This is a genomic window from Phaeobacter italicus, assembly GCF_001258055.1.
GTDB lineage: Bacteria > Pseudomonadota > Alphaproteobacteria > Rhodobacterales > Rhodobacteraceae > Phaeobacter > Phaeobacter italicus.
On record NZ_CVRM01000032.1, the window covers coordinates 192,547 to 205,176 of the forward strand.

A 12,630-nucleotide genomic window follows, 5' to 3' on the forward strand; every position below is an offset into this window, starting at 1 on the left:
TCATGCGCGCGGCTTTGCTCCAAATCACCTCCACTGATCAGCCGCCGGAAAACCTGCGCATAGTGACCAGGATGATTGAAGAGGCGGTCGCGGGCGGCGCAGGCTTTGTCCTGACCCCAGAAGTGACGAACTGCCTTTCTTCCAGTCGCAAACATCAACATGCCGTCCTGCATCACGAGGACGAAGACCCGACACTTGCCGCCCTGCGCAAAGAGGCGGCGCGCCATGGTATCTGGCTTCTGATCGGATCACTTGGTGTCAAAACCCATGACGAGGACGAGCGGTTTGCCAATCGCCAGATCCTGATTGATCCGCAGGGAGAGATCGTCGCGCGCTACGACAAGATCCATATGTTCGATGTGGATGTCACGCCAGAAGAAACATATCGAGAATCTGATGGTTATCGGCCGGGCACCCGCGCGGTGGTGGCGGACACGCCATTCGCCAAAATCGGTATGACCATATGTTATGACGTGCGCTTTCCCTATCTGCATCGCAGGCTTGCCAAGGCAGGCGCGCAGGTTCTGGTCGCGCCGGCAGCGTTTTCGCATGTGACCGGCGCCGCGCATTGGCACGCTCTGTTGCAGGCCCGCGCGATCGAAACGGGCTGCTATGTTCTTGCGCCGGCCCAGACCGGGGTTCATCCGGCATCCGTTGGCAAATCGCGGCAGACCTACGGCCATAGTCTGGTTGTCGCGCCCTGGGGCGAAATCCTGTCGGATGCTGGTACCGATGTCGGGGTAAGCTACGTTGATCTTGACCTTGAGAAAGTGTCACAAGCGCGCAGGCAGGTTCCCTCCCTGTCCCACGACCGAGAATTCGACGGCCCCTGATGGATGAAAACAACTCTCTTGCGGTTTCGCTGTTCAGCGAGATCCTGATGGCAGACCAGCTGGCACGGACCCGGCTTGGTCAGGCGTTGCCAAAGGGGATGGAACTGTCTCATTTTTCGGTTCTCAATCATCTGGCGCGCACCGGGACTGAACGCACGCCAGCCCAGCTGGCCAAGGCGTTTCACGTGACACGTGGTGCGATGACAAACACGCTGAGCAAGCTGGAGACGGCAGGGTATGTGCATATTCGCCCCGACTGGGACGATGCGCGCCGCAAGATGGTAGCGATCAGCCCTGCTGGGCGACAGGCGCGGGATGCGGCATTGGCGAGCATTGTGCCGATGATTTCCGAGGTGGTGAACGAATTGGGCGCCGATCGGGTCAAATCCGCGCTCCCCATCCTGCGGGAGTTCCGCATCAAACTGGGCAGCAACGACACCTGATCAGGGTCGCTCGCAAAAATACTCTCTGAAAATGGAAAGGACGTCTGCAAGCAGACGTTCTTTAGCCCCCCGTCAGGCTGGTCCGTGAGTGGTACTCTTACCGACAGGCAGACCCGGAACAAGGGCCTTGTGCATTCACTCGGTGACAGATCAAATAGTTTGACCTTGATACAGACCTAACACGCCACCCGAACCATCCCAACGGTGCAGAAGGATGAACTCCTATCCTTTCGTATAGGGCAGAGAGATTCGAACAGGTTTATCGGTGGTATCAAGCCGGTTTTGTGCTTGCAGTAACGTAATTTACGCTGAGATCACGATCAGAGAGAGACCAGCTCCAGAAAATCGGGTTGAACACAAATCCCTTGCGGTCGACGGGGGTCAGGCCCGCCTTAGACAAAAGGTCGAACAACTCGTCCGGAGTGATGAACTTGGACCATTCATGGGTGCCGCGCGGCAGCCAGCGCATCACAACCTCAGCGCCAAAGATCGCCATTGCGTAGCTTTTGGGATTCCGGTTGATGGTCGAGCAGATCTGCAACCCGCCTGGTTTCAGCAACTGCTGTGTCGCGGTCAGATAGCTGAGCGGATCAGCGACATGCTCAACCACTTCCATGTTCAGAACGACGTCAAATTGCTCTCCTGCTTCGGCAAGAGCCTCGGCGGTTGTGTGGCGATAATCGATGCTCAGGCCGGATTGTTCCGCGTGGATCTGTGCGACCGGGATGTTGCCCGCCGCCGCATCCGCGCCAACGACATCCGCGCCGAGCCGGGCCATAGGCTCGCTCAGCAGGCCGCCGCCACATCCGATGTCCAGCAAACGCAGACCCGCAAATGGGGCGTCTGACGACAGGTCGCGGTCGAACTCCCCCGCAATTTGCTGCGTGATGTAGTCAAGGCGACAGGGGTTCAGCATATGCAGCGGCTTGAACTTTCCGGTCGGATCCCACCATTCCGCGGCCATGGCTTCGAATTTTGCGATCTCGGACGGATCTACCGTGGATTGAGGCGCTTGCATTCCTGTCTCCGTGTGTTCTTTTATCAGTCAGGACTAAGTTAGGTCAGTAATGGACAAATACCCGTATCAAAAGCGCGCAGTGCAGTATTTGTACCCGCCCATCGAACCATTCGATCAGCGTATGATCGATGTCGGGCAGGGGCACCATATCTATATGGAGCAAAGCGGCAATCCCGATGGCATTCCCGTGGTGGTTTGTCACGGCGGGCCGGGCGGTGGGTCCAGCCCGGCGATGCGGCGATACTTTGATCCACAGTTCTACCGGATCATCCTGTTTGATCAACGCGGTTGTGGCCGGTCACGGCCCCACGCCTCCTGTGAGGACAACACAACCTGGCACCTGATCGCGGATATGGAGATGATCCGCAGGCTTCTTGGTATTTCCAGCTGGATGGTTTTTGGCGGCAGTTGGGGGGCAACCCTATCTCTTTTGTATGCACAGGCCCATCCGGATCGGGTGCAGCACCTGATCCTGCGTGGCGTGTTCCTGATGACCAAGGCCGAACTTGACTGGTTCTACGGCGGGGGTGCCGGGCGGTTCTGGCCAGAGACATGGGCCCGGTTCGTGTCGCTGATCCCGGATGGTGAGCGAGGTGATCTGATCGCCGCCTACAACAAACGCCTGTTTTCTGGCGATATGGCCGAAGAAATCCGGTTTGGACGGGCCTGGTCTGCGTGGGAAAATGCGCTGGCCTCCATTCATTCCAATGGGATGTCCGGTGAAAGCCCGGGGGACTATGCACGCGCCTTTGCGCGGCTCGAAAACCACTATTTCATCAACAATGGCTTTCTTGACTACGATGGCCAGATCTTTGCCAATATGGGACGCATCTCTCATATCCCGGGGGTCATCGTGCAGGGCCGCTACGATATGATTTGCCCACCGACCTCTGCTTGGCGGCTAAAGGAGCTTTGGCCGAATGCGGAGTTGAAGATGGTGCGCAATGCAGGTCATGCTCTGTCAGAGCCGGGAATCAGTGCGGAACTTGTCCGTGCAATGGACCTGATCGTTGAGGAGCATGCCACATGACGCGGATCGACAGACGCGCGCTGTTTACATCGGGTGCTGCCGCAGCTTTGCTGGCGGCGACCGGTGCAGCGATTGCAGACACGCCGCGGCAGGGTGGCATCCTGCGCCTTGCGGTTCCGCGCGACGGAGATCTGATGGATCAGGTTGCCCGCGGCGCAGTGTTTGATACGCTGACAGAAATTGGCCCGGATGGTTTGCTTCGTGGGGAACTCGCCCGTCAATGGAGCAGCAGTCAGGACGCGCGCCGTTGGCTGTTTGATCTGCGCGATGACGTGCAGTTTCACAACGGTCAGGCGCTGGGCGTTGGCGATGTGGTCACAGCTCTTGAGGCGATGGTGATGCCGCAAGGCGGACCAGCCCTGATAGAGGCGACATCGGACACTCAGGTTCAGATCGAGTTGCGCGCATCCAATCCACACCTCCCTTATTTGCTGGCTGATCCGGCTTTTGACATCGCGCTGGGTGGTGATGTTTCCAAAGATCTGACGACAGCCATCGGCACCGGTTGCTATCGGGTGGAACGCGCGCGCACCGGGCGGGATTTTCGGGCAACGCGGGTCATGGATCACTACAAAAACGGCCAGGCGGGATGGGTCGATGTGGTGGAGCTGATCGTGATCCCGGATGCCGCAGTTCGAGCCGAGGCGCTGCGCGACGGATATGTGGATGTTGCTGCATTGCCTGCACCGGATGGCCTGACTGCGCGGGGCAGTTTCCACTATCACCCGTCAGCGACGGACATGGCGCTTGCGGCCCGTCTGGATGTGGGCATGCCGCGTACGATTGGCAGCCGCTCTCCCTTGGATGATGGGCGCATTGCGGAACGTTGGTGGCGGACCTGAATTTCAGGGTTGATGCGCCGTCAGGCCGCACGCCTGCCAACAACGCTTGCAGTTTGGGCCGATCCGGCGTATAGCCTTGGCCAACAGCGGCGCGTCGGGCCTGGCCCCAAGCTCCACCGGAAAGTTCAACGGGCCGCGCGCCCGTTTTTTTGTGTTCGAATCACAGATGTGGAATTCGTATGACCAATGACCTGATAGCCAAGGCAGCCATCGATCGCAGGCTCGCCGAGATCATCACCCCGGTGATTGAAGATCTCGGCTTTGAGCTGGTGCGCATTCGGCTGATGTCTGGCAAGACAACCACCCTGCAGATCATGGCTGACAAGCCGGACGGCGGGATTGAGGTTGATGATTGCGCCGAAATCTCCAATGCCGTGAGCGCGACACTGGATGTTGAGGACCCGATTCTCGATGCCTACGCGCTGGAGGTGTCCAGCCCCGGTATTGACCGACCTCTGACCCGGCTGAAAGATTTCGACATGTTCGAAGGCTATGAGGCCAAGATCGAGACGACCGAACTGATCGACGGCCGCCGCCGCTTTAAGGGCGAGCTGGCAGGCGTCGAAGAAGATGAGGTTCTGATCAACATCGAAGAACACGGAGAGACCGTCACCATCGGGCTCAAGTTCGATTGGCTGAGCGATGCAAAGCTCGTTCTGACCGATGATCTCATCAAGGAAATGCTCCGTCAGCGAAAAGCTGCTGGCACTCTTAACGAAGACGAATTCGACGAAATCGAGGCCGAAGGGTCCGAAGAGGAGAAAAAGTAATGGCTATCACATCAGCAAACCAGCTGGAGCTGCTGCAGACCGCAGAAGCCGTGGCGCGCGAAAAGATGATCGACCCGTCGTTGGTCGTCGATGCGATGGAAGAAAGCCTGGCCCGTGCCGCCAAGAGCCGCTACGGCAGCGAGATGGACATCCGCGTGTCCATCGACCGCAAGACCGGCCGTGCGACCTTTACCCGCGTGCGCACCGTGGTCGAAGATGACGCACTGGAAAACTACCAGGCGGAAATGACCGTAGAGCAGGCCAAGCAATATATGGCCGATCCCTCTGTTGGTGATGTTTTCGTAGAGGAAGTCCCGCCGGTCGAGATGGGCCGTATCGCTGCCCAGTCCGCCAAGCAGGTGATCCTGCAGAAGGTGCGCGAAGCTGAGCGTGACCGCCAGTACGAAGAGTTCAAGGACCGTGCCGGCACCATCATCAATGGTCTGGTCAAGCGCGAAGAATATGGCAACGTGATCGTTGATGTGGGCGCTGGCGAAGCGATCCTGCGCCGCAACGAGAAAATCGGCCGCGAAAGCTATCGCCCGAATGATCGTATCCGCTGCTTTATCAAGGACGTACGTCGTGAACCGCGTGGCCCGCAGATCTTCCTGTCGCGCACAGCGCCTGAGTTCATGGCCGAGCTCTTCAAAATGGAAGTGCCCGAAATCTATGACGGCGTGATTGAAATCAAAGCCGTCGCCCGTGATCCCGGCTCGCGCGCCAAAATCGCTGTTATCAGCTATGATGGTTCCATCGATCCGGTTGGCGCCTGTGTTGGTATGCGTGGTTCGCGCGTGCAGGCCGTCGTCAACGAACTGCAGGGTGAAAAGATCGACATCATCCCGTGGAACGAAGATCAGCCGACCTTCCTTGTGAACGCTCTTCAGCCTGCCGAAGTGTCCAAGGTTGTTCTGGACGAAGAAGCGGGCAAGATCGAAGTTGTGGTTCCCGAAGAGCAGCTGTCGCTGGCGATCGGCCGTCGTGGTCAGAACGTCCGCCTGGCATCGCAGCTCACCAACCTCGACATCGATATCATGACCGAGGAAGAAGAATCCGCACGCCGCCAGAAGGAATTCGAGGCCCGCACCCAGCTGTTCATGGAAACACTGGATCTGGACGAGTTCTTTGCGCAGCTGCTGGTTTCCGAAGGCTTCACCAACCTCGAAGAGGTTGCCTATGTCGAGCTGGACGAGCTTCTGGTCATCGACGGGGTTGACGAAGGCACCGCACAAGAGCTGCAGGCGCGCGCTGCTGACTACCTCGAAGCGCAGGCCAAAGCGGCGATTGACGCGGCTCGCGCACTGGGAGTTGAGGACAGCCTGATTGACTTTGACGGCCTGACACCCCAAATGATTGAGGCGTTGGCCAAGGATGGCATCAAGACGCTGGAAGATTTCGCAACCTGCGCTGACTGGGAACTGGCCGGTGGCTGGACGTCCAACAAAGGCGAGCGCGTCAAGGACGACGGTATCCTGGAGCCCTTCGACGTGTCTTTGGAAGATGCGCAGAACCTCGTTATGACCGCACGCGTCCTGCTGGGCTGGGTCGATCCCGCTGAGCTGGAAGCAGAGGCCGAAGACGACGCCGACATCGAAGATAACGGCGAAGCGGAGGCCGAGGCCTGATTTCAGGCCTCGCGGAGAGGACGACAATGGCACGCGGTGGCATCGACAAAGACCGGTCTGACGGGCCGGAGAGAAAATGTCTGGCAACAGGCGAGGTTCAGCCCAAACAGGGGCTGATCCGTTTTGTCGTTGGACCCGATGGTCAGGTTGTCCCTGACGTCTTGGGGAAACTTCCCGGACGCGGCGTATATGTGACCGCGTCCCGCTCTGCGATTGCAACGGCGGTGAAGAAAAAGCTCTTCGCTCGCGGTTTCAAGGCGCAGGTGTCCGTGCCGGAAGGCATGGAAGACGAAATCGAAGGTCAGGTGCTGCGGCGCCTGGTCGAACTGATCAGCCTGGCGCGCAAGTCAGGCGATGCAGTGGCCGGTTATGAAAAGGTCAAGGACTGGCTGGCCAAAGAACACGCCCGTGTGCTGATCCAGGCGATAGATGGATCGGGGCGCGGTAAATCAAAACTGAGCACACCGCACCGTGGGAAATTCATCGGATGCCTCACTGCGGATGAGCTGGGCATGGCATTTGGACGCCAAACTGTGATACATGCGGCGCTGGCCTCTGGTGGACTCGGCAAACGTGTTGTAGAGGAAGCGCAACGACTACAAGGTTTGCGCGAAATGGTGGGCGGCAAGGGCCGCACGGAAGGATAAAGAGCTTTATGAGCGATAGTGACGGCAAAAAGACGTTGGGTCTTCGTGGTGGGTCCCGGCCCGGGAATGTGAAACAGAGCTTCAGCCACGGTCGGACCAAGAATGTCGTGGTGGAAACCAAGCGCAAGCGCGTTGTGGTCCCCAAGCCGACTGCGGCCAAGGGGGGCTCCGGTGCGACGCCGTCCGGGGACGCATCGCGTCGGCCGGCTGGTATCAGTGATGCGGAAATGGCGCGCCGCCTGAAGGCGCTGCAGGCCGCCAAGGCACGCGAGGCCGAAGAGGCCGCACAGCGCGAAGCCGAGGAAAAGGCCCGCGCCGAAGAGCGTGAGCGCCGCCGCGCGGAACAGGAAGCCAAGGAACGCGAACAGCGCGAAGCTGAAGAACGCGCCCGTCAGAAGGCTGAAGACGAAGAGCGCAAGCGCGTTGAAGCAGAAGCCGCAGCCAAACGTGCTGCAGCAGATGCCGAAAAGAAAAAGACCGAAGCCGCGTCCCGTCCGTCGGCTGCACCGACTTCGCAGGCACGTAAGGGCGACCGCGACCGCGATGATCGCCAGAACCGTGGCGGCAAGGGCCGCAACGACGGTGGCGGCCGCCGCTCCGGCAAGCTGACTCTCGGCCAGGCAACTGGTGGTGAAGGTGGTCGTCAGCGGTCCATGGCGTCCATGAAGCGCAAGCAGGAACGTGCCCGTCAGAAAGCGATGGGTGGTTCTGTCGAGCGTGAAAAGGTCATTCGTGACGTTCAGCTGCCCGAAGCCATTCTGGTTTCTGAACTTGCCAACCGTATGGCAGAGCGCGTTTCCGACGTTGTGAAATCGCTGATGCAGATGGGCATGATGGTCACGCAGAACCAGACCATTGACGCTGACACTGCTGAGCTGATCATCGAAGAATTCGGCCACAAGGTCACTCGTGTTTCCGACTCTGACGTCGAAGACGTGATCAAGGAAGTCGAAGACAAAGACGAAGATCTGCAGCCGCGTCCGCCGGTCATTACCATCATGGGTCACGTCGACCACGGTAAGACCTCTATTCTGGATGCGATCCGCAACGCCCGCGTTGTGGCAGGTGAAGCCGGTGGCATCACCCAGCACATCGGTGCGTATCAGGTGAAAACCGAAAGCGGCACTGTCTTGAGCTTCCTGGATACTCCGGGTCACGCGGCCTTTACCTCCATGCGTTCGCGTGGTGCACAGGTCACGGACATCGTTGTTCTGGTTGTCGCGGCAGATGATGCGGTGATGCCGCAGACCGTTGAAGCGATCAACCACGCCAAGGCTGCCAACGTTCCGATGATCGTTGCGATCAACAAGATGGACAAACCGGCTGCCGATCCGATGAAAGTGCGCACAGACCTGCTGCAGCACGAAGTCATCGTGGAAGCCATGTCTGGTGAAGTTCAGGACGTCGAAGTTTCTGCACACACCGGTCAGGGTCTGGAAGAACTGCTGGAAGCCATCGCGCTGCAGGCCGAGATCCTGGAACTGAAAGCCAACCCTGATCGCGCTGCACAAGGTGCTGTGATCGAGGCTCAGCTGGATGTGGGTCGTGGCCCGGTTGCGACGGTTCTGGTTCAGAACGGTACTCTGCGTCAGGGCGATATCTTTGTTGTGGGTGAGCAGTACGGTAAGGTCCGTGCGCTGATCAACGACAAGGGCGAGCGCGTCAAGGAAGCCGGTCCGTCCGTTCCTGTCGAGGTTCTGGGCCTCAACGGCACACCCGAAGCGGGCGACGTTTTGAACGTGACCGAGACCGAAGCGCAGGCGCGCGAGATTGCGGAATACCGTGAGCAAGCCGCCAAGGACAAGCGCGCCGCCGCTGGTGCTGCCACCACGCTGGAACAGCTGATGCAGAAGGCCAAGGAAGACGAAAACGTCTCCGAGCTGCCGATCCTGGTCAAAGCTGACGTGCAGGGTTCTGCCGAGGCGATCGTTCAGGCGATGGAAAAGATCGGCAACAACGAAGTGCGCGTTCGCGTTCTGCACTCTGGCGTTGGTGCGATCACCGAGACCGATATTGGTCTGGCCGAAGCGTCTGGTGCGCCGGTCATGGGCTTCAACGTCCGTGCCAACACATCTGCGCGTAACTCTGCCAACCAGAAGGGTGTGGAGATCCGCTACTACTCGGTCATCTATGACCTGGTTGACGACGTGAAAGCAGCGGCCTCCGGTCTGCTGTCCGCCGAGATCCGCGAGAACTTTATCGGCTACGCTGAAATCAAGGACGTCTTCAAAGTGTCCAACGTTGGCAAGGTTGCGGGCTGTCTCGTTACCGAAGGTGTGGCACGCCGCTCTGCCGGTGTTCGCCTGCTGCGCGACAACGTCGTGATCCACGAAGGTACGCTGAAGACCCTCAAGCGCTTCAAGGACGAAGTGGCGGAGGTTCAGTCCGGTCAGGAATGCGGTATGGCGTTCGAGAACTACGATGATGTCCGCAAGGGCGACGTGATCGAGATCTTTGAGCGTGAGGAAGTCACCCGCACCCTCGACTGATCCCTGGGATCCCATGATACAGAAAAACCCCGGTCCGCGCGGCCGGGGTTTTTTCTTTGGACTGGGCCCATTTATGGGGCCGTCTTTTCCTGTGTCAGGTCAGGCCGCCTGTTGGGCGTCTGTGCTGACCGGTGTGCCCAAGTGAATTTTCTGACCCACGCGAACGGCGATCCGGCCATCTGGAAGAGTGCGAACATATGTTCCTTGGATCAGGATGAACGCGCCTTGTCTGATCGTGCATAGCTTCATCGTTACCATCTCTCATTACTTCACAGCCGGTGGTGTTGACGCCGATTGTGGTTCAGAATTCAGGGAATTGGTTAATGAAGTGTATATGGTGCATCTTTGGCACCAGACAAGCCACCCCGCCGTACCGTCACAGCGGGCGGAGTGGAAAGGAGAGCTGACGAGATTACAGCCAGTCGCGCAGGATCGGAATCAGGGGAATATCAGCTGCGGGCATTGGGTAATCCCGCAGATCCTGCGCCCGGACCCATTTCAATGTTTGACCTTCGCGGGCTTGCGGAATGCCCTCCCATTTGCGGCATGCAAACATCGGCATCAGCAGGTGAAAATCTTCATAGCTGTGGCTCGCAAATGTCAGCGGCGCCAGGCAGGATTCCCAGGTGTTGATGCCGAGCTCTTCTTCCAGCTCGCGGATCAGGGCCGCCTCTGGCGTTTCACCAGGTTCAACCTTGCCGCCCGGAAACTCCCACAAACCGGCCATCGACTTGCCTTCCGGACGCTGCGCCAACAGCACGCGTCCTTCGACATCGATCAGGGCGACAGCTGAAACAAGCACCATCTTCATGACCGGTAGTCCGCGTTGATGGTGATGTACTGATGGGTCAGATCGCAGGTCCAGACAGTTGCCGTGCCGTCGCCAAGGCCAAGATCGACCTTGATGGTGATCTCTTGCTTCTTCATCTCCGCTGCGCCGAGCTCTTCCTTGTAGGAAGGGGCAACCCAGCCCTTTTCGGCCACCAATACATCGCCAAAGGAGATCGACAGGAGATCGCGATCAGCAGCGGCACCAGATTTTCCGATGGCCATCACGACGCGGCCCCAATTCGGATCTTCGCCCGCGATGGCAGTCTTGACCAGCGGAGAGTTTGCGATGGCTAGGCCGTGCACCTTGGCGTCGGCGTCGCTTGCTGCGCCGGATATTTGGATTTCGACAAATTTGGTCGCGCCTTCACCGTCCCGGACAACTTGGTGAGACAGATCCAGCATGACCTCCTCCAGCGCCGCGGCAAAGGCCGTGTTCCCGGTTGCGTCCACACCTGATGCTCCCGTTGCACAGAGCATCAGACTGTCAGAGGTCGAGGTGTCGCTATCCACCGTGATGCAGTTGAACGTCCGGTCGCAGATCTCGGACAGCATTTTCTGCAGGTTCGATAGTGCCACTTTTGCATCGGTGAAAATGTAGACCAGCATGGTCGCCATATCAGGCGCAACCATTCCAGACCCCTTTGCAATGCCCGCAATAGAGACTGTTTTGCCGTCGATCTCCACCTCTGCCTTGGCCCCCTTGGGGAAGGTGTCGGTGGTCGTGATCGCTTCTGCCGCGCCGGCGATTGCGTCCCCGCTCAGCCCGCTGTTCAGAGCGTCGATCTTTGCGATGATGCGGTCGTGGGGCAGGGGTTCACCAATCACACCGGTAGAGGCGGTAAACACCCGATCTGCGGTGATCCCTGTCGCCGCTGCTACGGCGCTGGTGATTTCAGCAACAGAGGTTTGGCCGTGATGCCCTGTAAAGGCATTGGAATTGCCCGAGTTCACGAGGATTGCCGCACCAGCGTCCGATGCTGCATCTGTCGCCGCGGCGAGCTTGTCCTGGCAATCCCGCACAGGGGCCGAACGGGTGGCAGAGCGGGTAAACACACCGGCAACGGTGGTGCCGGGATCCATCACCGCCAGCATCACATCGGTCCGGGCTTTGTACTTCACGCCGGCAGCAGCCGAAGCAAAGCGCAGACCGTCAATCTGCGGCAGTTGCGGGAATTCGGCTGGGGCGAGAGGGGAACGAGGAAGCGCCATGAGTTAGTTCCTTACCAGATCGAGATCTTTCAGGATCGCAGGGTCCAGATCTTCGATTTCGGGGCGTTCAATTTCTGCTTCGGTGGTGAGGGTGCGCACGCTTTCTTCGACCGCTTCCTCGCGGATTTGGGCGGCCAGCTGGTCACGGATTTCTGCAAACTCCGGTGCGGCAGACTTGCGGCGTTCATTGAGCTTGATCACGTGCCATCCAAATTGGGTCTGCACAGGCGCCGAGATTTCGCCTGCGCTCAGCGCGATGACGGCTTCCTCGAACTCGGGCACCATGCGACCCTTGGTGAACCAGCCGAGTTCGCCACCGTTCGGGCCGGACGGGCCAGTGGAGCGTTCACGTGCGGTTGTCGCGAAATCGGCGCCTTCTTCCAGCTCAGCGCGGATTTCTTCGGCGTCTTCTTCGCTCTCCACGAGAATGTGAGATGCGTTGAACTCATCCCCGCCATTGCCGTCGGAATATTGTTCCTCATAGGCGGCACGGACCTCTTCCTCTGTTGCTGCGTTTTCCATGACTTTTTCGATCACATCAGCCGCCAGAAGAGAGCGGCTTTCGTTCTCCAGCGAAAGCTCAACGTATTTGGGGACCTCTCCGTTCAGCTGTTGTTTCAACGCTGTCTGCTGGATCAGCTGGTCCAGAATGGCGTCAAACAGCACGTCGTCGGGCAACTGCTGATACTGCTGGGGCAGGGTGGCGCGGGCGATGATCATGTGGCCGATGGTGATTTCTTCACCATTTACGGTTGCAACGATCGTGTCGGCATGAGGGGCTGCAGTTGCCTGCAGAGGCAGTGTCAAAGCAGTGGCAAGAGCCAGCCCCGACAAAAAAGTGAGACCTTTGCGCATTGAATTCTTCCTATTAGCTGGCCGCAGGAGGGCGCGGC

12 protein-coding genes are annotated in these 12,630 nt (G+C 58.9%); 8 read left to right on the forward strand and 4 right to left on the reverse strand.

What is annotated here, in order from left to right:
• The first annotated feature begins 2 nt into the window (after positions 1-2).
• Together NIT7645_RS14510 and NIT7645_RS14515 are read left to right on the forward strand one after the other, a co-directional pair.
• Positions 3-833 carry a carbon-nitrogen hydrolase family protein gene (locus tag NIT7645_RS14510; protein WP_008562025.1) on the forward strand — a complete coding sequence of 277 codons (831 nt, stop codon included), beginning with the start codon at positions 3-5 and terminating at the stop codon, positions 831-833.
• Positions 833-1,276, forward strand: coding sequence for a MarR family winged helix-turn-helix transcriptional regulator (locus NIT7645_RS14515; protein WP_008559576.1), 444 nt, complete (start codon positions 833-835; stop codon positions 1,274-1,276). Before NIT7645_RS14510 ends, NIT7645_RS14515 begins: the two co-directional genes overlap by 1 nt.
• Before the next feature lie 271 nt (positions 1,277-1,547).
• Here NIT7645_RS14515 and ubiG read toward each other — a convergent pair whose 3' ends face one another.
• The gene (gene ubiG / locus NIT7645_RS14520; protein WP_050687368.1) at positions 1,548-2,294 is read right to left on the reverse strand and encodes a bifunctional 2-polyprenyl-6-hydroxyphenol methylase/3-demethylubiquinol 3-O-methyltransferase UbiG; all 747 of its coding nucleotides are present in this window, start codon (positions 2,292-2,294) and stop codon (positions 1,548-1,550) included.
• A gap of 49 nt (positions 2,295-2,343) precedes the next feature.
• Between ubiG and pip the strand changes: the two genes are divergently transcribed.
• The 6 genes from pip (at position 2,344) to infB (ending at position 9,697) form a co-directional block, all read left to right on the forward strand.
• Positions 2,344-3,324, forward strand: a complete 981-nt coding sequence (gene pip / locus NIT7645_RS14525) for a prolyl aminopeptidase (RefSeq protein WP_008560198.1) — start codon at positions 2,344-2,346, stop codon at positions 3,322-3,324.
• Positions 3,321-4,166 (forward strand): ABC transporter substrate-binding protein, encoded by an 846-nt coding sequence (locus NIT7645_RS14530; protein ID WP_050687370.1) that lies wholly within the window; start codon positions 3,321-3,323, stop codon positions 4,164-4,166. The genes pip and NIT7645_RS14530 overlap by 4 nt, the downstream gene beginning before the upstream one ends.
• Positions 4,167-4,345: 179 nt before the next feature.
• On the forward strand, positions 4,346-4,936 hold the full coding sequence (gene rimP / locus NIT7645_RS14535; protein WP_008560455.1) for a ribosome maturation factor RimP: 591 nt from the start codon (positions 4,346-4,348) through the stop codon (positions 4,934-4,936).
• Positions 4,936-6,561: a transcription termination factor NusA gene (nusA, locus tag NIT7645_RS14540; RefSeq protein ID WP_008559924.1), complete on the forward strand. Its 1,626-nt coding sequence runs from the start codon at positions 4,936-4,938 to the stop codon at positions 6,559-6,561. Before rimP ends, nusA begins: the two co-directional genes overlap by 1 nt.
• A gap of 26 nt (positions 6,562-6,587) precedes the next feature.
• Positions 6,588-7,208, forward strand: coding sequence for an RNA-binding protein (locus NIT7645_RS14545; RefSeq protein ID WP_008560928.1), 621 nt, complete (start codon positions 6,588-6,590; stop codon positions 7,206-7,208).
• A gap of 8 nt (positions 7,209-7,216) precedes the next feature.
• Positions 7,217-9,697: a translation initiation factor IF-2 gene (gene infB / locus NIT7645_RS14550; RefSeq protein WP_008562159.1), complete on the forward strand. Its 2,481-nt coding sequence runs from the start codon at positions 7,217-7,219 to the stop codon at positions 9,695-9,697.
• 412 nt (positions 9,698-10,109) lie between these two features.
• On the opposite strand, the gene mutT is transcribed toward infB, so the two are convergent.
• Genes mutT through NIT7645_RS14565 form a run of 3 tightly spaced genes read right to left on the reverse strand, consistent with a single transcriptional unit; the run spans position 10,110 to position 12,592 of the window.
• Positions 10,110-10,508 (reverse strand): 8-oxo-dGTP diphosphatase MutT, encoded by a 399-nt coding sequence (gene mutT, locus NIT7645_RS14555; RefSeq protein ID WP_008559295.1) that lies wholly within the window; start codon positions 10,506-10,508, stop codon positions 10,110-10,112.
• Complete coding sequence (argJ, locus tag NIT7645_RS14560) at positions 10,505-11,737, reverse strand: bifunctional glutamate N-acetyltransferase/amino-acid acetyltransferase ArgJ (protein ID WP_050687372.1); 1,233 nt, start codon at positions 11,735-11,737, stop codon at positions 10,505-10,507. Before argJ ends, mutT begins: the two co-directional genes overlap by 4 nt.
• Positions 11,738-11,740: 3 nt before the next feature.
• Positions 11,741-12,592 (reverse strand): foldase protein PrsA, encoded by an 852-nt coding sequence (locus tag NIT7645_RS14565; protein WP_008561890.1) that lies wholly within the window; start codon positions 12,590-12,592, stop codon positions 11,741-11,743.
• Positions 12,593-12,630: the final 38 nt, after the last annotated feature.